We start from the raw sequence: 21,196 nt of genomic DNA on the forward strand, positions 1-21,196 counted from the left end.
GATCATAGGGGCCGAACAGCGGCGTGAAGGAAGGCGACATCATCGTCGTAGCTGCGACTTGGTCGATCTAGCATTCAATATAGAAGAAAATTTAATTATAATGAAGCGCTGCTCGCCGAAATAGAGCTCAGAGCGGGTCGCCACGAGGCTGCCGTCCAGCATGCCAGGAAAGTGGTGCATTCCTCCAGAGGCGTCCATCGCTATGTGCTATATAAGGAATGCGAGAGGTTGTTGCCGCAAGCAGAGAAAGCCACGTCGTGAGCTCGACGCGTTCGGTTATAAAGGAAAGGCAGCGGGAAAAGAATTCACGCTACCTCCACCCTTGTAAATCAATTGTATCGTTAATTATCGGATCTACATGAACAAGCCGCAGTCTTAACCCGCTAAGAGGACCGCTGCGAGAAACACGAGCTGCAGCAATGTACGGATAAGCAGCTTAGGTGTGGGTCTTCCACCGATAGTTAATCTTTCCCGGGCTGCCCATACATTGGCAGGGAACATKGTCACAAGTAGAATCGCCAAGCAGATGGAAGCCGCGCGGGAGGTAGTGGGGAACAGAATGCCGAAGGCTCCCGCGATTTCCAGCCATCCGGTGGCCGTCACGATCCAATCCGGTTTTGGAAAAGCAGCCGGGATCATCCGGATGAGATCAGGCCGTCTTTTTCCCCAGTGGGCGGAAGCGGTAAGCAGCAGCATGACGGCCACTGCTCCTTGAAGCGGAGAATGCCAATTGTCGAAATATGACCAGCCGAACAGCCCGAAAACCCGGAACAGCAAAAACGAAACAACAAGCGCAAATAAAGGTACCATATTTGTCCCTCCGTTTAGAAGCTTTTCGTTATCATGAGTAATAAAATGATGATCGGCAGCAATGTCGCCGCCATTCCGAAGATGGCCCAATAGCGGGACGCTTGATGATACTCTTTGGAGATGTTCCCGCTTTCGATGCATGGAGCGATATGGCGGATCATACAGCGCTGCAGCGGAATGAGAACAGCTAACCAGATCACGCCGGTAACGGCAAACAAAATCAACGACAGCGTAAGCCAATTCAGCTCCGAAAGCGGTATTTTCGCCTGTACGGCCATCACAATACCCGAGACAATGATGATCACGAGACCTGGGATCGTAAACACATAATCGGCAAGCATGACGTTTTTAACCGTGCTGTGGATGATGGCCGGTTTTTTTGACAAATCCGCACGAACTTTCCAAAATGCTGCCGTAATGATATTTCCTACGAATACCACGACTCCAACTAGATGCAACGTTAACCATAAGTTAATGATACACGCATCCTTTCCTTCTCTATCTATTGGGATTTAAAATATTGACCATGAACGACGAATAATCTTGGTTATTGAAAGAAACCGATGCTAAAGGAATAGAGGAACGGACACGCAAACCGAGTGATAGCAGGACGAACATTTCGGCTGTTTTATCCGCATCAATCGATTCCGAAATTACCCCATGCCGTTGACCGGTCAAAATCCATTGCTTGGATAAATGCACTGACCGCTCATAATACTGATTGAGGACTTCCGCGACGATAGGCTCATCTTCCTTTCCAAGTAAATATATGAGCACCTTGTTCGTTACACTCTGAACATCTTCCAGCACCGGAAGACGGTCAATGATCTTCTGCATGGGTCCATCGAACGTTTTTTCGCCTTGTTCCACTACGCTCATAAATTGTTCGTTTGTCTCATCGAGCCGCTCCTGCAGCACCCAGGCAAAGATCTCGTCCTTACTCTTCACGTAATGGAAGATAGCGCCTTTTGACATTCCCGATTTTTCCATGATGTCCTTCATAGTGACAGAGTGACACCCTTTTTCCCGTATCAGCGCTTTGGTCGAATCAAGCAGCAGTCCAATGGTATGCTGCCTTCGTTCCTCTTGCTTCAAAGCAATCCCTCCGTATTCTTTTGACAGCCTATACAACGATTGATAAGTAAATATATTCCTATTATAAATACCGACCATCGGTTTGTAAATAGTGATTATCATATCTCGATTCAGCATTTAGCTGAAGCAAATTATTGAGCTATTGGGTAACGATAGTAGAACTCCGAAAGTAGCTGCTGCATAATAGCCCTACGTTACGCAAACGGGCAAATTAACCTAATTAATCTCTTCTATTAGAAACGATAAATGGTACAATACCCCATGAAGGTAACAAGAAGAGAACGGATGTGATAAGGGTTGGAAAAGATACGACTTCGTGCGTGTGCATTAATCATTGAAAACGACGCGATTTTACTGGTTGAGTTTAAAAATGATCATGATGACGGCGTGCATTACAATCTTCCAGCAGGTGGCCTTGAGCCAGGTGAAACACTAATTGAAGCTGTAAAAAGGGAAGCAAAAGAAGAGGCATGTATCGAGGTAGACGTCGGTCCGGTTGCATTTGTTTATGAATATCAACCAACGAAAAGCAACTACATTTACGGAGACACTCATTCAGTGGGAGTAACATTTAAATGCAAGTTGAAAAATGGTGCATACCCCAAGCTTCCACCAAATCCAGATCCTCACCAGATTGGTGTTAAGTGGATTCCTATTTCGGAGTTGCATTCCATCCAATTGTATCCAGAGATTATTGAAGACATTATTGATTATTACAATGGAACCGATTATCGCAATTATGTTGAGGAACACGAAATACAACAAAGTAAATCATTGCGCTAACGGATCACGATAGATAAATCCTGAAGGGCTGCGGGTTGGCAGCCTTTTGTTCAATTAACGGACAGTTTAACGCTACAATTCTTTGCTATCCACATTAAATAGTGTACTTTAAGCTAACAAGGTAGTTTATTCTGCTGTTTCATCAAGGTCTTCGTTGTAAGCCAATATCCCACGTTTAAAATAATGAAGTTTTTCGTCTGATGTAGTTTCCATTAAATTGGTGATCAGCAGTTCAACACTCTCCTCGTAGTTTTGGTTATTGTACAGAGCCATGGCGAGGAATACTTGAATGGCATGGTTCTCAGGGAACTCCCTCAAGCCTCTGCGTAACGTCACAACTGCTTTTTGGTAGTACCCCCAGTAGCGGTATGTACTCCCCAGACCCATTAGGCATCTTTCTAAATCAGGACCAGTCAGGCCCAACTTAAGAGCTCGCTCGTAGTATGGAATAGCCTCATGTCCTTGGCCGGAATTGTCATATGCGATTCCGGTTTGGTAGTTGATTTCCGCATCATTCGGATAATTTGACAACAGTTCCAATAAGTGCTCGCGAACCTCGCTCAAGATCTCTAGATCTTGCTTGGCTCGTCCTTCTTCACGCCGTTCAATCCATTTACTTAAATCGTCTCTAGTCATTTGTTCACCATTCCTATGTTTGGCAGTCTGTTGAGATAAACCTATCTTAACATAATGCTGGGGCTCGTTTGAATTTCTCAAAACTGAGGAAAATGAGGTTGAACCATTGTTGATTGAGCTAACGGGTATCGATGGTTGAACAATCAAAGAGCAGTTTGCTGCGTTTATCCTTTCTTCGTTAAGCTAACTGGTAGTTATGCGCAATGCGCGCAGGATCGTATGCAATAAGCACAGCCTCCATATTAACATTGACATTGGAACGGGCAATTCGTATGATCCAAATAGGAATGTAAAAAAATGCAAAAGGGGTCGAATGCGGATGGCGACAGCTGAATGGGCGAAAAAAATTACCGAAATCACTTTGTTTGTGGAAGATTTGCATCGGTCGAAGGCGTTCTACCAAGAGACGTTCAGACTTGCGATTATATATGAAGATGAAAGCTGTGCGGTGTTCGATTATGGCAATACATGCATCAATCTGTTAAATCAATCGAATGCCCGCGAGTTGATTGAGCCGGCACAGGTTGGTCGCGGCGGAGACGCGCGGTTTCAGTTCACGATCCAAGTGCCAGATGTTGACCGGGTATGCGATGAATTGGAAGAGCGGGGAGTCAAGTTATTGAATGGACCGATAACGCGCCCTTGGGGGCGGCGGACGGCTAGTTTTGCCGATCCGGACGGACATTTGTGGGAAATTGCGCAGGTGCTGTAATGAATAGGGATTAGTGCCGATGTTCTAAAGCTTTTTGCTCACTTATGTTGAAAAAAACGGGCATGATAGTTTAATAATCTCACGAAATCATCCGACAATTGCATGCTCCCTTACGATAGACAGGTGAATAAAAATAACCTGTTACTATAAGGGAAGCCTACAATTGACGATTAAACCATCCGAACCTACAAGCGCGTATTCAAGCAGACCGCTCCGATTTCGCGCACGCGGATCGTAAACATTTCCGTGCCGGTCGTACGCCCGATTAGTTCCCGGTATTCCGCTACCGCCGCATGTGGCAGAACGGCGAGAATGACGCCGGCGAAGCCGCCGCCGTGTACTCTGCAGGCACCGTCGCCCAACCGGTCGATGAAACGTTCGGTAATGGCGAGTGTAAGCGCAATCCCTTGTTCACGGGACACTGATTCTTGGTAGATGTTCTGCAGCCATTTCCACGAGGAATTACCTGATGCGGTAATAAACTTCAGCACGTTCTGCCACTCACCAGCCTTAATTGCCTCTACCTGCCGTCCGACACGGTCATTTTCATCTAGGTAATGCAGCGCCCGCAGCACTGCTCGATCTCCGGCAGTTTCGCGAAGTTCCGCGAGCCGGCCGTAGATCATCTCTGCCGTCAAATCGCGACATACCTCTACCCCGAAGGCTTGAGCCACCGCCCGCATCTCATTTGGGATCGAAGCATAATCCTCTGTTAGGTCAGCATGGTTACCGCCGGTGCTGACAATGACAAGGCTGTAACCCGCTGCTTCAAAGGTACCTGGAATACGCTCGATCTGAGGCTCTGCCGGCTCCTTAAAGTCGATTGCGATCATACCACCATGCGAGCAGGCCATCTGGTCAAGCATTCCTGATGGCTTGTTCCAATACAGATTTTCGGCATGCTTGCCAATGCGCGACATCATGACCGCATCCAGCTCTCCGTTGTTATAAAAAGTGCTTAGAATCTGGCAGATCATAACCTCGAAGGATGCGGAGGAGCTGAGTCCTGACGCGGGAAGCACGTTACTGCTGACGTAAGCATTGAATCCGCCGATTCGGTACCCGTGCTGCTGGAAACCGTGTGCAATACCGCGGATCAAAGCAGCCGTCCCGCCCTCACCTGCCTGCGGTTCCAGATCATCTAGATTAATGACTGACACGCCTGGATACCCTTCGGAAATTACGGAAATGACTCCGGTGTCCACGGCTGCTGCAGCCGCAATCGTATCTAACTGAATACTAGCCGCCAGCACCTTTCCATTGTTATGGTCCGTATGATTGCCGCCTATCTCTGTGCGACCCGGCGCACTGAAGTATTTCAACGACTCTGTCTTTCCATATTGCGCACTGTATCCATTCATACAAATCCGGTACCTGTCGATCTGACGCTCTCGTTCTTCGCTGCCGTACATCTGCTCAAGCAGCTGTTGTGCCTGTACCGAATCAAAAAGCTGCTCGAATTGATCGTTCATCATGAATGTTCCTCCTGATTTTAACTGTTTGAGTAGTAGTTATCCATGTCCATTGTACCGAAAGGCAGCGTTCAAGGATAGGATATTTATAATAGTTAACTATGGGTAAAATTTACAGATGAGGTGGGCAATATGTCTGTTTCGGTTGAGTTGGTAAAGCCATCTATTGAATATAAGGATGAGTACCTATCATTCTATAAAGATTGGAAGTTCAGTAAGCAGGATATAACCCCGTGGGTTGTCAAGAAAGACCCTTCTAATTTTGAGGCCATGATTGATTTTTTGTACTCGGAAGATACAGAAAATAAGATAACGAACGGGAACTTCGTTCCCCATTCTACGTTCTGGCTTATAGATAGATATTCAAAAAAAGTAATTGGTGCAGTAAATATAAGACACCGACTTCATGCAAAGCTCCTTAATTGCGGTGGACATATCGGTTACGGAATATGTCCAGCAGAAAGAAGAAAAGGCTATGCCACCAAGCTATTAGCATTATCACTTGAAAAAACAAAAAGTATGGGTTTAAGTAAAGTTCTTTTGGTCTGTGATGAAGGGAATATTGCATCAGAAAAAACCATACTAAAAAATGGCGGTCAATTTGAGTCGGAGTATGTAGAGGGAAATGGTAACGTTGTAAGACGTTTCTGGATTCATTTATAGACTAATTAAGATCATGGGTCGGAAAGTAAATGTGATTCATAACAATGTCCACAAAGACTCGGTATCTGCAATGTGCAGCTTCCTAACGAGATAGTTAAATTACAACATCGTCGAATACTTAATGTCACGGCAATTACACTGGGGGGATACACTTTCATTGGATAACTTTATCATATATTGGGGAATTTTCAGCAAGTACCTTCCTTATGTTTTGTCTACATTATTAATGATTTCTATTGTATTTGCACTTATTTATTACAGAAGAAAAAAGAGTGGATATCAAATAAATGCCTTCAGAACGACAATGAATGAACTTGCTATTACATTCGTTATGATAGGCATACTATTTGTATCGCTCCTGCCATCGAACAGCTTTCTAACCTTTCAAATCAGCATTAAAGTACAATTAATTCCTCTGCTAGCAGGGGATTTGGAGTATTTAATCAATATTTTGATGTACCTTATTTTTATTTTTTTTGTGGCATTACATAGGAAGTCAAATAACATAAATCCAATTTTTTTTGGCATAATATTTTCTTTATTCATTGAAATCATGCAACTTTTATTGCCAACTGGTAGAATTGCAAGTGTTACTGACTTTATTTTAAATGCAATGGGATCTTTGTTAGGTTTTTGCATCGCAAAAATAATTTTGTGTGGAATCCAGTTTGTTTCAAACACTCGTCCGATGAACGATAGATATAGAGTCTGATTGTAGCGGTAGAAGAAACGAGCTGACTATAAGCGAACGAATTGCGCCTCCTTGCTGAAGGGGGCGTTTTTTTGCATGGAGCGCACTTATATTGATTTGTATCAATCATTTTTGTTTTTATCGATGACATAAATAAGAGGATGAAATAACGATATAAATATCGATGTATTTTTGAATGGTAGGCTTTGTTTACGACTATATAATAGGATAAGATGGTCCGGATTAGATGACGGCAAGGTAAATGACTATGCGTTCAGGAGGATATGATGAAATTAAAAGTGCATGTATGCAATGATAAGATGGAGAGGACGTTCTGCAGGATTTCTCTACACAAATTAAGCAAGGGCACAGTAGATGACAAACAATCAACCTTCTATTGCGATGGAGAATATGAATTCGAGCTTGAACCTGGTGAATATCATTTTGAATTTCATAAAGGTCAGCTATACCACCCCGTTCACAAACAGATGGTAATTGATGATATGGATGTTGTAGTAGAGGTTGTTCTGACGGAATTAATCGATACAAAACGTATGGGGCTTTATTCATTTGATGCTCATTCTCATGTTTCGCGCAATCTAAAGCTGAAAACGGGCAACCTTGAGAATGCTTCTATGATCATGAAAGGTGAGGACTTTAATTTCTTTTTTGCGGGATCGCCCTATGATCAGGAAACCCATATTCAGAATATCAATAATCAATATGATGATGAGGTAACGTTTAGAGAAAAATATGCGGAGAGGATACATGCCATAAACAGTGAGAGCTTTATTGTGGATATAGGCAACGAAATTGTGAAATGCCGATTCGGGCATATGTTCTTAATGAATCATGAACAGGCGCCCCCCTATAGCAAATATTACGATTCAACATGGGATCCTTGGCTATTTACTAAGGTGGGAGAAGAACCGGAATATTGTATTCCATATCCATATGAAGCGCTCGGTAAGGAAAAGGGGAAAAATTCAGCAGCCGTTGCTGCCCATCCTACAAGCTGGTGGCATCACCAGAGTGAGTTTATTTCCAATATCGCGGCTACGATCGGATTTGAAATTTTGGCAGAATCGATTGATGCCATGGTAATTATGGGGTATGACAGCGACCATGTCCATTATCAGCGGCTTTGGTATGATGCCTTGAACAATGGCTACTTCATGCCAGGTGTAGCGGAAACGGATCATACCTTCGATACGAATTCACAAAAACATCTTGTGTTTAAAACGTATACCTTTTTGGACGAATTTGGAATTGAGGAATTGTGCTCATCTGTCAAAGCAGGCAGAAATCTGGTTTCCTCTGGCCCCATTCTATTATTAAAGGTTAATGATCAACGACCGGGATCAGTCATGAATTATGCGGAAGATGAGATGTTTGACATTCATATTGAAGCTATGCGGTGTTACCAGGCAGCTCTCTGTCATATCCAGTTGATCGTCAACGGAGAGGTTTGGAAGGAATATAAAATAAACGAAGATCGTTACAATTTGAAAGAAAAGCTTACCGTGAATCAGGATAGTTATATTCTCGCTAAGTGTTATGATTCTGCCGGAAATGTCGCCATCACGAATCCCGTTTATATCCGTAATAAGCCTTTTGAAAACAGAGGCTTTGAGTCGGAGGTAACCGTGAAGGTTACACAAGATGGGAAACGGGTGAACGGTCGATTCTGGATCGATGACAATATCAGTAAGGTGACATTCTCGGAGGAATTCCAATGCAATATAAAAGTCACGTCTGAGGTGAATATCGAGGTTGGCGGCATCGTCAAAAAAATAAAACTGTTCGAATTGGATGAATTACAGCACATATTCAAAAACCTATATTTCGGTTATTTTAATTCCAATAATCGATATGCTCCGGGAGAAGTGCCTGCCGAATATTTCGAGCTTTCACGCATTAAAAAAATATTAAAGAAGGTTGATCTTGAGATCAGCTTTTAGGGTATGTTACTATTTTTTTGAACATGTATCCAAATAAACAAATCCATTGAAAGGAAAAGGTATCCCACACATGGTCAAACTATTGATTGTGGAAGATAACGATTTTGAGAGAAACGCTTTGCAAAATTATATGGACTGGGATATCATGGGCATTCGGCATGTTGAGACTGCTTTCAATGGTCTAGATGGATTGGAGAAAGCGAAAACGTTCATGCCAGACATCATAATTAGCGATGTGATGATGCCCGGTATGGGCGGAATCGAGATGGCCAAAAACATTTCAAGATTTAACCCTCAAGTCAAATTCATTTTTTCCAGCGGACATGAAGACGTAAGCCTGCTTCGGGAAGCAATCGAAGTAAGGGCGTACAGCTACTTAATCAAGCCTTTGAAGCAAGTAGAATTGATATCCATCATTAAAAAAACAACGTCCATTCTCGTAGACGAAAAGCTTTCTAGTCTTGAAAACAACAAAATTATTGAACAATTCAAGAACAACCTTCATTATTTGCAAACCAAGTTTCTTGAGGAATTAATCGTAACGGGTAAAAGTGACAATGTAACAAAATCAATGTTCGTTCAGGCAAACGATCTGCAACTGAGTATGATCGGGATGTACAAACTGGCTTTGATCGAATTTGATTTTGGCGCGGGTACGGATATTTTCCACAATTCCGATTTATTTAATGTAGCTTTATACAAGCTTGAGAGCATTTGCAATCAAAGGAACGTCATCTTCATAAAAAAATCAGGCAAAGGAATCATCGTTTTGCTTCATACCTTAAATAAAGGGAATGAGGAAGGTGCAAGGAGCCTGCATGATATCGAGTCGGAAATAAAAGTTTTGTCAATGGAAAATAACTATAACTATATTATTGGAGTTAGCGATTTGTTTGCTAATCTTGACGAGTTAAACATCGCATATAAGCAGATCAGCTTTGCCGTTAGCAAAAAGATGAAGCTGGGCTACGGACAAATCGTGTATTATTCTGAATGTAGCGATTCACTTCCTGCTGCCTTCGAAACGGAACAAAAGGATTTGAAGTCGGAAATCACCCAATTAATAGACAGGGTGTGCGAAGGTGAAAACTGCGACGGGCATTTAAGCACCTTGGTCCATTCCATCGTCCTTGATCCCAGTAACAAAATGGATCATATTCAAAGCTTCTTCATCGTTCTTTTTTCCCAACTTTCTACGAGACTGTCAGGTATGGGAGAAAGCTTCGAGAAAATGGCGGAAGAAGATATTGTAATTTATAAAAATATTATTAACGCTCAAACCATTCCAGATATGATTCAGTATACCGGCAAGCTTCTAGCCTCCGTCTCCTCGTACATGGACCGGAAAAAACTGAATAAAGATGACTATACCATCAACGAAATTCTACAAATTTTAAATCACGAGTACAGGGAGCCAATCACGCTTACTTACCTCTCGGATCGGGTTTATTTGAGTCCCAACTATCTAAGAATTCTATTCAAGGAAAAAATGAAGATAAGCATTCAGGAATATTTGACGAATCTACGAATTTGCAAGGCCAAAGAATTGTTAAAGGAAACCCGGTACAAAGTCCATGAAATCGGTAAGTTGGTCGGGTACGAGAATAGCACTTATTTTAACATCGTGTTCAAAAACTACATGAAAATGACGCCAGGGGAATACAGGAATAAGTCTATATAAGTGAACAAAGGCCCATGTGGATGGAGCGTACAAGCTGATGAGTGCACATAAAATTCGCTTTGTTAAAAATGACTTTAAATTTTTCCACATGATACTTGCATTCAACATTATTACCGTGCTCATTTGTTCCGCTACGATCAGTACGGTTATCTATGGCCGATTAAATCAAACGCTTAAACATCAAAATGAGGATTTTATGCATTATGCCACGTCCCAGGCTCTCAATGGCATCGAGAATATTATGAGAAACAGCGAGTTGACGGCGAGAAACATCTACTCCGACAGTACCGTATCCAGCTTGCTTCTTGGCGATTATTCCGGCGATGTAGACTACGAACTATTCCGCGAATTTATGAGCATTAACAGTTTGTTTGAGAATTACGTCGCGACAAACTATGATATCAAAAGCATAACGATCTATAAGATGGACCCGGAGCTTATCACAGATGGTAAAAATATTAGGAGCATCGAGAGCTTTCCAAGACAGGATTTGATTCAAAAGGCGATAGAGGCTCGCGGTAAAGACGTATGGGTCGCCTTTGAGGAGGAGGGCGAAGCAACAAAAATCTTGTTGCTCAAATATATCAATATCAACCTGCCGGGCGGCATTCTAGCCATTGAATTAAATCAAGATCGCTTAAGCGAATTATACAAAGCAGAAGAGAACGCGAAATATTTGCTTTATCTATTAAGCGAAGGCGGGATCGTATTCAGTTCGAATCAAAAGGTACATATTGGAGCGGAATTACTAGAGAATGTGGAATTAAACGCAGGCAGCGACCAGGTATTCTCCCAGCTCAAGCAGGAACGTAACCTCTATTATTCCTATTACGGCAAAGTCAATCATGCGTTAACGGTCGTCATCCTCTATGATGCCTATCAGCTAGGAGAGGAAAAGCGTGCGATCACGAAGTACGTCATCCTTTGTACATGCTTTTTTGTGTTCGTTGGCGTGCTCCTCGCAATCTTTTTTTCTAAAAAGTTCTCCCATAATATCGAAAATTTAATGAAAAAGATCAGATCCATTGAAAAAGGCAATTTGAAAATCGTTCCGAATCCAACCAGCATTACCGAAATTTCAGCTTTGGATCAAACCTTGTGCAGAATGGCGGGCAGGATCGAAGGTCTGACAGATGATATTGCAAGGACAGAACGGCAAAAAGTCGAAAGCGAAATTAAATATTTGCAGAAGCAGATGAATCCTCATTTCTTGTATAATTTGTTATCGGCGGTTAGGTGGATGGCTTTCCGTAAACATGACCATCAAATTGTTGATATTATTGATTTGTTATGCGATTTCTACAAAATCGCCCTAAGCCAGGGAAGAGATATTATTCCAATCCAATCAGAAATCAAATTGATCGAAAACTATGTCGCTCTGCAGAACTTATGTCTCAGCGATGGGATCCGGCTGACGGTTCGCGTAAGCCGAGAGCATGAAAACATGCTCATTAATAAAATGACGATACAGCCATTCATTGAAAACAGTATTATACATGGGAGGATTCAAGGAAAGACTCTCCATATTGCCGTGGATATTCAGAAAGAGGAAGAGACCTTTATCATTACAATCAGAGATGATGGCATGGGAGTCAAGGATAGCTTTATCGAGTACATCGATCGGATGAATAAAGGAGATGTTTCGGATGACAGAATGGGGTACGGGGTGACAAACACGTTCATGAGACTTAAGCTGCTGCACAGCAATGCTCGTATTCAAGTGCGCCATGGTCATCCCGGAACCGCTGTTGAAATTACGTATTCGATAGAGTAGAAGCGGCATAATATAAGAAACATGGCAGTACAGATTGCATGAGCAGGGTTCCCCATATGGCGTTTTCGCCGTTCCGGGATACGCTGCTTTTTTTATTGCTTGGACGTGCACCATAATTTCTGGTATGAAATTTACCGTTTGTAATGTAAACTCGTCATTTTAATGACGCCGCATTTTCCCCATTGTGAACACCTTACCTAATATTATGATTATTATCTGTTTACCGTTAAGTGGTGCCCATTTTCATTTTAACCTGCAATGTACTTGCTGGAATACATTCGTTTTCTAATCAAAATGTTCAAATCTATTGCTTTTTACAATTCCAAAAGATGCAGATCGATATATCGTTAGATGGATACTTCAATTGAAGTTAAAGGTAGCGACAATCATAATTAAAGGTGAAAGCAGCAGGTTAACGATTTAAAAAAGTCAAAAGTGGGAGGAATATTATTCAAACAAGGAGAGGGAATTGTTGAAATTATCCAATATGTTTAGTATGAAGCAGGGTGTAACCGCCGGATACAGCCAAAATGCAATTGTAAAAAAAATAAAAAGACAGAAAGTTCATTTATTATTATTACTTCCATTTATCGCTTTCATCATCATCTTTAAGTATATTCCTATGTATGGATCTCTGCTAGCTTTCAGAGAGTTTTCGTACCGGACTCCGTTCGGTGGGGATTGGGTTGGACTGCAATATTTTAAGTCGTTTTTTAACAGTCCCGACTTTGGCTACATCATGCGTAACACCGTTGTCATCAGCTCGCTCAGTCTTGTGTTCTCGACCCTTGCGGCAATCCTGTTTGCGATCCTAATCTGCGAGGTGCGAAACGCTGCGTACAAAAAGGTCATACAAACCGTATCCTATTTGCCGCACTTCATTTCATGGGTTGTGGTTGCAGGAATGGCGATGACGATATTATCGATTGATGAACTAGCGCCAGTCAATTCTCTTCTTCTTCATCTGCAACTGATAGACAAACCGATTAATTTCCTTGGGGAAGCGGATCATTTCTGGCCGATGGTAACTGGGCTCAATGTGTGGAAAAATATTGGATGGAATTCGATTATCTATATCGCTGCCATTATGTCGATCGACAAACAGATGTACGAATCGGCAGTCATTGACGGTGCGAACAGGTTTAAGCAAATCATCCATATAACACTGCCTACGATTATGCCCACCATCATTCTGCTATTTACTTTTGGCGTAGGTTATATTCTGAATGCGGGATTGGATCAGCAGTTGTTTCTTCAAAATCCAATGAACATTAGAAGCTCCGAAGTGTTGGATACCTACGTGTTGAAATACGGCTTGCAGCAAGCTGCGTACTCGTATGGGGCAGCGGTTGGCCTGTTCAAAAGCGTAGTGGGGATCGTACTGATCGTGGTTTGCAATTACGTCTGCAGAAAATATCTGAAAATGGGCATCTTCTAACGCTTGGATCGCAATAAGAGGGGGGAGCAAATTGAAATTATCTAAGGGAGAGCGGCTGTTTCATGTATGCAACAATCTATTTCTGTTGTTGATTGGATTTCTGGCCGCATTTCCGTTTTGGAACATCCTGATCGTGTCCTTTAATGAAGGAAGGGATGCCATGCGAGGCAGTATCTATTTCTGGCCTCGAAAATTTTCGCTGGAAGCCTACGCGGCCATATTCAACGAAAGCAGCCTGATGCACGCAACTTACATCAGCATTATGCGAACGGTATCGGGGACACTTCTCGGTCTCCTATGTACAGCAGTTCTTGCCTATCTGTTAGCCAACCGAGAGCTGATTTTGAGAAGAAGCATGCTGTTTTTCTTTATCTTCACCATGTATTTTTCGGGAGGCTTGATTCCGGAATTTATGCTTATCAAAGAGCTGAATCTGTACAATAGCTTTCTTGTGTATATCGTTCCMGCGGCCATTAACGTCTGGAATGTGATGGTCATGAGACAGTTCTTCGAGGATTTGCCCCCTTCCTTGGCCGAGTCGGCTAGGATAGACGGAGCATCTGAATTAAGGACGCTGGCAAGTATTATACTTCCCATGTCTACGCCAGTGCTGGCAACCATCGCATTAATGATCGGCGTTCAGCAGTGGACTACATGGTTCGATACTTATATGTTTACTTCCGGCACAAAGGAATTGGCAACGTTGCAAGGCGTTCTTGTGAACATTCTGATGGAAAGTCAGATTCAGTCTATGGACCCTGTGCAAGCGTCCAGATTGGAGCAATCCGGTTCCATTCTCACGCCTGAAGTGATCAAGATGGCGACCATTACGATCACAACGATTCCGATTGTCATGGTATACCCATTCTTGCAAAAGTATTTCGTAGGCGGACTTACGGTAGGCGCTGTAAAAGGATGACAAGTTTAGGTTATGCGGATATGCCTAGCACAAACTTTTCATAAAAAAAACCGAAGGGAAGAAAATCATGAAACGGAAATTTAGGTTTATGAACATTATCGCGGCTACAATGATGTGTGCTGTCTTGCTCAACGCTTGTTCGTCAAACAGCAACACGAATTCGCCGACCCCAAGCGAGAGCAACACTGGCAGTACGAACAACGCAAATGATACAAAAAAAGACGAGCCCGTAGTCTTAACCATCGTGAACTCTGCTGGAGGTACACCTAACTTTCCAACTGGAGATCCATTCTGGGAGGATAACCCTGTTGCTAAGGAACTGGAAGAAAAATTAAACATTAAGCTGAAATGGGAAGTTTATTCGGGGGCTGGAAAAGACAAGTTGAACGTCGTACTCGCAAGCGGAGAGTATCCGGATATCATTATGCTGTCTGATCCTACTAAAGTAATTTCGGATAAAATTGCGATTCCTCTTAACGAATTAATTGATCAATTTGGTCCAGATTTGAAGAAGAAATACGGATCTGCACTGAACATGCTCAAACAAAGCGACGGAAACATCTATCATCTGACTAACAGCTATTTGCCGGAAGGAGCTACTCCTCCGGGATTCGGATACAGCTTTCAGGTGAGAACAGATATTTACGAAGCTCTGGGTTCTCCGAAGCTGGAAACGTCGGATGACGTGTACAGCTATTTGAAAAGCGTAAAGGAAAAATATCCGAAAACTTCTGATGGGCAAACCATGTATCCAATGAGCGGCTTCAACCGTAACTGGGGATCTCCTTACTATGGCATGATCGCCATGGCCGGTTCGCCAGCGGATTCCAAGCTCTACATGGGCGAGGGCGATTCCGTCAAATATTGGCCAAAGGCTCCTTGGGCTGAGGAAGTTTTTCAGTTCTATAATAAGCTGTTTCGCGAAGGGCTAATCGACCCTGAAGCATTTACCCAGGATTATGCAACCTGGCAGAAATCCAAGCTTTATACGGCAAGAGTTGCTTCTCACATTGGCGGTTGGAACCAGACGTATGACGTATTGAAAACCTATACGGACGCCAAACTGCCAAATGCGGAAAAAATGTATTTCCAGAATTTCGTATTCAAGTTTCCGACTGGCGATAAACCGGCTGTCTTCTCCGCAAGCAAAAAAGGAACAGGTGCACTTATCATTACCGATAAAGCCAAAAACCCTGAGGCTGCTATGAAGCTGCTTAATTATCTGACAACTGATGAAGGGAATTTCCTGGCCATGAATGGCCCGGAGGGAATTCAATGGGAGATGGCGGATGGAAAGCCGTCATTGAAAAAATCCTATCTGGATAGATGGCTGGCTGGAGAAGCCCAAGTGAACATCGAGAAGGAAACAGGTATGAACCATTACTCCAGGCTGGTGGGCTCCGATCTTGGTCAAACGAGCTGGGGAACGTATTGGATTCTGAAGGATGATCCGACTGCAACAAACAATACGAGGGTACAGCAGAGAGACGAGGCACTAAGTCCATATTGGTATGATGCTACAACGATAGGCGATCTGATGGCAGGAGCGGACACAGATACTCTGGCTAAACAGCAGGCTGTGGACAAGAGGCTGTATGAGAATGCATTCACCGTCATTCTGGCGAAATCAGATGCGGAATTCCAAACGGAATTTGCGAAATTCGTGAAGGAACTGGATTCGGCTGGCGCTGTCGAGGTTGAAGAATACATGACCAAGATGCATCAACAATACAAAAAACAATTAGCTGGAGAGTAATGGCTCCATAGAACGTCGAGTTCTAGGCATGTGGCAATGGATGAAAGCGAATAGCTTCATTCATTGCCTTTATTCTGGGGTCAAACTATATTACTCGAGCAAAAGGAGCTGGAAAATGATGAAACTCACCTTGATTAGACATGCTCAAATGGCAGGCGATCCTTTCATATGTCCTGAAAGACCCGTGAAAGGAAGTTTGTCGGAAGAGGTGGGAATTGGGCAGGCCGAGGCGACTGCGAAGGCATTGAAGGAGGAGCGGTACGACTGCGCGTTTTCTTCTCCTTACGGCAGAGCGCTGCAAACCGCTGAAATCGTCTTGGCCGGCAGACAATTGGATATCGGAATTATGCCGTATCTCTATGAGTGGATGCCTAATCGCGAGCTGGAGAAGGTGCCGAGCACCGTATTTGAGGAGATGCAGCGGCAAGTTGGAGATGCCTATGCGGAAGAAACCTGGAAAACGGAACTGGGTGAAGGTTATTTCGACATGTGCGCAAGAATCATTCCACCGTTTTTAAGAGATTTGTCCAAAATTGGCATACATAGCCGCATGGGTGGATTTGTCCCCGAAGAAGCGGCTAAGGAGCTTTCCGTCGTTATTTTCGCGCATGGGGGATCATTGGGCGTACTGATGAACTTTTTGCTCGGGGTACGGCCATTCCCGGTGGCAAGCTTTGCATTTGAACATACAGGAGCAGCCGTCATCGAATTCGTCGAACGCAAGGGAATTTATTATCCTCGTCTGCTCATACCGGCACACCATTAATGTGTTGTAAGCCAGAAGGCATTAGATCAAGGGGGCTATGAAATGAATTTGATCGAGGAAGCTTATAGACAATCCATACTCGTTGTAGAGAGGTGCATGCATGCAATTGGAGCAAAGGCATCCGCATTATCGGAAGGGTACAATCAGGTTTTTACGAGAGACAGCATGATTACTTTTCTGGGAGCATCCCTGGTCGATAGCCAGGCATGTCAAGCATCTTTCAGCATGACGCTGGAGACGCTTGCCAGGTATCAAACCAAGCTTGGAATGATTCCGTTGTCGGTTGACGTTGATAATCCCGCAATTGAAGCGAATCAGGGGGCCGTCGATAGTAATCCCTGGTTTGTCATTGGACACAGTGTTTATTATGCACGTTATAAGGATACGGAATTTCTAAAAAAACATCTGGAATCGATCCGGAAAGCCATGTTGTGGCTGGAATATCAGGACAGTAACAACTGCGGTCTGATAGAGGTGCAGGAGGCTGCGGATTGGGGAGATTTGTTCGCCAACAGAGGCAATATTCTCTATGATAATGTCCTTTACTATAAAGCGCTAGTCGAATATGCCCATATCCAAGAGTTGTGCGGCGAAAGCGGCGTGGAAATCCTAGCGAGAGCAGAAGATGTTAAACAAAAGATGAATGTGTTGCTTTGGCCAGGAGACGTTGAAGAGCAGACGAGAATGGTTCGCGAACACGGCTATAGCCAAGAGTGGCTGAGGATTATCCGAATGAGCAACGAAGTGTTTTGGTTCGGCAAGTTTTATTTGCCCTACGCCTCCTTTCGGGATTTCGGATACCATTGCGACGCGCTGGGCAACAGCCTGGCCATTCTGTTCGACATCGCAGACGAAGCGAAAGCCAATACGATTATCGATCACTTTATACAAACGGGGATGAACAAGCCTTATCCTATCATGGCCAATTATCCGCCTATTAACCCCGGGGATAAGGACTGGCGCGAATATTACAGAAATGCCTATTTGAACCTGCCCTACCAATACCATAACGGGGGCATTTGGCCTTTTGTAGGTGGCTTCTATGTTGCAGCGTTGATGAAAGCGGGGAAAAAGGAGTTTGCCAGAGAGGAACTGGAGAACCTCGCTCGCGCAAACCAAGTGGGCAAACGGTTCGAGTGGGAGTTCAACGAATGGTTGAACGGAAGAAGCGGAATGCCTTCGGGCATGGCCTATCAGGCTTGGTCAGCGGGCATGTATATTTTTGCTTACAAGTGTGTTATGGAAGACGCAACGATATGATAAGCATCCGGATAGATTGACTAAGGAAGTTCCGGAAAGAGAGGGATAACGAAGGATGAATGGGAATAAAGAAATAGCTTGTACGGGCAGTCTTGCCTACCTTAGATGCGAGTACTTCATGACGCCTATTGGCATTGATAAACAAAGGCCGAGATTAAGTTGGGTAACGGAAAACACAGAAACCAGTTTTGTGCAGACAGCCTATCGCATTATCGTGGCTTCAAGCCCTGCCCATATAAATCGTCATGCAGGTGACATGTGGGACAGCGGTAAGGTTGATTCCAGCAGGCAAACCGCCATTCCATACGATGGCGTCAAGCTGTCGTCGAAAACCTGCTATTGGTGGAAAGCGAAGATATGGGATCAGCATGGGAATGAGTCCGTCTGGAGCGATGCGACTTACTTTGAAACGGGAATGTACGAACCAGAAGACTGGAATTGCAGGTGGATGAACTGCGAATATCCTAACAGCCCATCAGCCGTCTATTATGAAAGAAGAGAATTTGAGACAAGCCGAAATAACCCGATCAGTACCGCAAGGGCTTATATCGGCGCGACGGGAAGCAAAGCGAATGCCTACGAGCTGCGGATGAATGGTGTCAAAGTTGGCGAGGACCTCATCAGTCCAGGGCAGACCCACTTCAAACGCGGGATGTACCGTACCTATGATGTGACGGATCTCATTCGTTCCGGCAACAATGCGATCGGCATCATGCACACAAGAAAAGTCATCTTCCATCTGCATATCCGATATGCCGACGGTACCACTCAAATCATAGTAGGGGATCAGGCTTGGAAAAGGCTAAAAAAGGGGCCGTATACCGCTCTGCGTTATTCGGGAGGCAGTATATCAGAGGGTAAAGGCGAGACCTATGATGCAAGACTCGAGCCGGAAGGATGGGATAGGCACGGCTACGATGATTCTGCTTGGGGATGGCCGATTCTTGATACCGGCCCTCTGCTGCTGACCGCGCAGCTGCAGCCGATCAGAGGTATTCAAGACATTAAACCGATCTCCATAGCGAGCCCACAAGAAAAGACCTATATCGCGGATTTCGGCCAGAATATGTTCGGTACCCTACGCTTGATCGCAAATGGAGAAGCGGGAACAAAGCTTACCATCCGTTACGCGGAATGCCTGAATCCGGACGGAACGATCAATCCGGGCAGTACGGAAGCCGGCTGGCTGGCCGAAGCTCAGCCTCATTATGACGAATATATTCTAAAGGGAAGAGGGGATGAGAGCTATCAGCCAACATTCTCATGTCATGGCTTCAGATACGTTGAGGTATCCGGGTATCCAAATGAACTTAACGCCGACAGGATTACGGCAACGGTTATTCACAACGATATTCTGAACGGCTCCGAATTTACGTGCTCCGACGAACTGCTTAACAAGCTGCAGCATGGTGCGGTATGGTCGTTTCGATCCAATCTTGTCTCCGTTCCTATGGATTGTCCTGCAAGGGAGAGACAGGGTTGGCTGGGGGATGCCCACTGCCATTCGGAGGCGGATTGCTATAACTTCGACATGGCGGCTTTCTACGACAAGTGGTTCGACGATATAGCAGACAGCCAGTTAGAGAACGGCATCGTGCCGCTTATATGTCCAAGCGAAGGGCATGAATATTCGCTTGATATGCCGTGGGTCGCCGCTGTCGTCTTCATTCCTTGGGACTATTACATGGCTTATGGTGACAAGGTGTTCTTAGCCAAACATTACGAATGGATGAAGCGATGTTTGCATGTCTTCCGAGCTCATCTGGATAGTGGATATTTGCTGCAGAACAGCCTTATTTTCGGAGATTGGTTCGGGAGCGCCACCGACATCTCCAAAACGTATTTGGCGACGGCTTACTATTACAAGTGCTTGGTTTTATTATCTGAAATTTCGGAACATTTGGACTCTAAGGACGATATGTGTTTCTACGCGGGATTGGCTATGAAAGTAAAAGCAGGCATTAATGCTGCTTTCTTAAAGGATGGCACGTACTATGACACCAATTCACAAACAGCGAATGCCCTTGCTTTGTATTTGGGATTCGTTCCAGATGCCTCTAAGCCTGCAGTAACAGACAGTCTGGTCCAGGATATTCAATCCCGAGAAACGATGACGGTGGGTTGTCTCGGGGCGGAAGGCATTCTTGCGGCTTTGGCGGAGAACGGGCGAAATGATGTGGCTTATGCCCTCGCGAACAATACCAATAAAGGCTGCTGGGGGTATTGGATGAAGGAATATGGGGCTACGACGGCTCTTGAAAGCTTTGCCCACAACGGTGCGTCCAACAACCATGCATTTCTGATCGGCGGACTTGGCGCCTGGTTCTATAAATACCTTGCGGGTATCTCTCCCCTGCAGCCAGGGTATGAAGAAATCCAGATTAAACCGTATATTCCGGCTTCCATGAACGGCGCTAGCGCACAAGTAAATACCGTCAGGGGATTAGTGAAATCGAGCTGGCATAAAAGCGGGACCCAGCTTGCGCTGCATGTGATCATCCCGTCTAATGCAACAGCGGAAATATGCATACCGGCCAGCCATTTGGCGAGCATTACTTTTGAAAACGAATGTTATTTGCTAAATGAAAATCAGGTAGGGCGATTGAAGCTGGAAGGGGGATATGCAATATACCAAGTAGGTTCCGGCAATCACGATTTTCTAGCGGAATTAACGGAACAGAGAGCTTAAATGGCTTACGCAGCATATAGCGATACAACGAATTTGGAAAGGAGGTGGGGATTAGCGCAAAATCGATGAGAAAAGGCAGGATTCATCAAG

18 protein-coding genes are annotated in these 21,196 nt (G+C 44.2%); 13 read left to right on the forward strand and 5 right to left on the reverse strand.

The window, feature by feature from the left end:
- Window positions 1-375: 375 nt before the first annotated feature.
- From AB4Z29_RS15930 to AB4Z29_RS15940, 3 genes are read right to left on the reverse strand one after another with little or no spacing between them, the layout of a single operon-like run.
- Window positions 376-810 (reverse strand): DoxX family protein, encoded by a 435-nt coding sequence (locus AB4Z29_RS15930; RefSeq protein WP_441944018.1) that lies wholly within the window; start codon window positions 808-810, stop codon window positions 376-378.
- A gap of 14 nt (window positions 811-824) precedes the next feature.
- Entirely contained in the window at window positions 825-1,268 is a 444-nt protein-coding gene (locus tag AB4Z29_RS15935) for a DUF2269 family protein (protein ID WP_441944019.1), read from the reverse strand.
- A gap of 40 nt (window positions 1,269-1,308) precedes the next feature.
- Window positions 1,309-1,905 carry a TetR/AcrR family transcriptional regulator gene (locus AB4Z29_RS15940; RefSeq protein WP_441944020.1) on the reverse strand — a complete coding sequence of 199 codons (597 nt, stop codon included), beginning with the start codon at window positions 1,903-1,905 and terminating at the stop codon, window positions 1,309-1,311.
- Window positions 1,906-2,202: 297 nt separating this feature from the next.
- Here AB4Z29_RS15940 and AB4Z29_RS15945 point away from each other — a divergent pair, with 297 nt between their 5' ends.
- Complete coding sequence (locus AB4Z29_RS15945) at window positions 2,203-2,688, forward strand: NUDIX domain-containing protein (protein ID WP_441944021.1); 486 nt, start codon at window positions 2,203-2,205, stop codon at window positions 2,686-2,688.
- Window positions 2,689-2,814: 126 nt separating this feature from the next.
- On the opposite strand, the gene AB4Z29_RS15950 is transcribed toward AB4Z29_RS15945, so the two are convergent.
- Entirely contained in the window at window positions 2,815-3,324 is a 510-nt protein-coding gene (locus AB4Z29_RS15950) for a tetratricopeptide repeat protein (protein WP_441944022.1), read from the reverse strand.
- 319 nt (window positions 3,325-3,643) lie between these two features.
- Here AB4Z29_RS15950 and AB4Z29_RS15955 point away from each other — a divergent pair, with 319 nt between their 5' ends.
- Window positions 3,644-4,036, forward strand: coding sequence for a VOC family protein (locus AB4Z29_RS15955; protein ID WP_441944023.1), 393 nt, complete (start codon window positions 3,644-3,646; stop codon window positions 4,034-4,036).
- Between the two features lie 185 nt (window positions 4,037-4,221).
- Here AB4Z29_RS15955 and AB4Z29_RS15960 read toward each other — a convergent pair whose 3' ends face one another.
- On the reverse strand, window positions 4,222-5,508 hold the full coding sequence (locus AB4Z29_RS15960; RefSeq protein ID WP_441944156.1) for a galactokinase: 1,287 nt from the start codon (window positions 5,506-5,508) through the stop codon (window positions 4,222-4,224).
- A gap of 132 nt (window positions 5,509-5,640) precedes the next feature.
- Between AB4Z29_RS15960 and AB4Z29_RS15965 the strand changes: the two genes are divergently transcribed.
- The 11 genes from AB4Z29_RS15965 (at window position 5,641) to AB4Z29_RS16015 (ending at window position 21,106) form a co-directional block, all read left to right on the forward strand.
- On the forward strand, window positions 5,641-6,171 hold the full coding sequence (locus AB4Z29_RS15965; protein ID WP_441944024.1) for a GNAT family N-acetyltransferase: 531 nt from the start codon (window positions 5,641-5,643) through the stop codon (window positions 6,169-6,171).
- 157 nt (window positions 6,172-6,328) lie between these two features.
- Window positions 6,329-6,883 carry a VanZ family protein gene (locus AB4Z29_RS15970; RefSeq protein WP_441944025.1) on the forward strand — a complete coding sequence of 185 codons (555 nt, stop codon included), beginning with the start codon at window positions 6,329-6,331 and terminating at the stop codon, window positions 6,881-6,883.
- A 263-nt stretch (window positions 6,884-7,146) separates the two neighbouring features.
- A complete protein-coding gene (locus AB4Z29_RS15975) occupies window positions 7,147-8,823 on the forward strand; it encodes a CehA/McbA family metallohydrolase (RefSeq protein WP_441944026.1) in 1,677 nt (558 codons plus the stop codon).
- Between the two features lie 70 nt (window positions 8,824-8,893).
- Window positions 8,894-10,504, forward strand: coding sequence for a response regulator (locus tag AB4Z29_RS15980; protein WP_441944027.1), 1,611 nt, complete (start codon window positions 8,894-8,896; stop codon window positions 10,502-10,504).
- 37 nt (window positions 10,505-10,541) lie between these two features.
- A complete protein-coding gene (locus AB4Z29_RS15985) occupies window positions 10,542-12,278 on the forward strand; it encodes a sensor histidine kinase (protein ID WP_441944028.1) in 1,737 nt (578 codons plus the stop codon).
- 472 nt (window positions 12,279-12,750) lie between these two features.
- Window positions 12,751-13,716, forward strand: coding sequence for an ABC transporter permease (locus AB4Z29_RS15990; protein WP_441944029.1), 966 nt, complete (start codon window positions 12,751-12,753; stop codon window positions 13,714-13,716).
- A gap of 31 nt (window positions 13,717-13,747) precedes the next feature.
- The gene (locus AB4Z29_RS15995) at window positions 13,748-14,635 is read left to right on the forward strand and encodes a carbohydrate ABC transporter permease (protein ID WP_441944030.1); all 888 of its coding nucleotides are present in this window, start codon (window positions 13,748-13,750) and stop codon (window positions 14,633-14,635) included.
- A gap of 67 nt (window positions 14,636-14,702) precedes the next feature.
- Window positions 14,703-16,391: an extracellular solute-binding protein gene (locus AB4Z29_RS16000; RefSeq protein ID WP_441944031.1), complete on the forward strand. Its 1,689-nt coding sequence runs from the start codon at window positions 14,703-14,705 to the stop codon at window positions 16,389-16,391.
- Window positions 16,392-16,506: 115 nt separating this feature from the next.
- On the forward strand, window positions 16,507-17,157 hold the full coding sequence (locus tag AB4Z29_RS16005; RefSeq protein WP_441944032.1) for a histidine phosphatase family protein: 651 nt from the start codon (window positions 16,507-16,509) through the stop codon (window positions 17,155-17,157).
- A 42-nt stretch (window positions 17,158-17,199) separates the two neighbouring features.
- A complete protein-coding gene (locus tag AB4Z29_RS16010; protein ID WP_441944033.1) occupies window positions 17,200-18,417 on the forward strand; it encodes an amylo-alpha-1,6-glucosidase in 1,218 nt (405 codons plus the stop codon).
- Window positions 18,418-18,472: 55 nt separating this feature from the next.
- A complete protein-coding gene (locus AB4Z29_RS16015; protein ID WP_441944034.1) occupies window positions 18,473-21,106 on the forward strand; it encodes a family 78 glycoside hydrolase catalytic domain in 2,634 nt (877 codons plus the stop codon).
- Window positions 21,107-21,196: the final 90 nt, after the last annotated feature.

Source organism: Paenibacillus sp. 2TAB23 (assembly GCF_052115165.1).
Lineage (GTDB): Bacteria > Bacillota > Bacilli > Paenibacillales > Paenibacillaceae > Pristimantibacillus.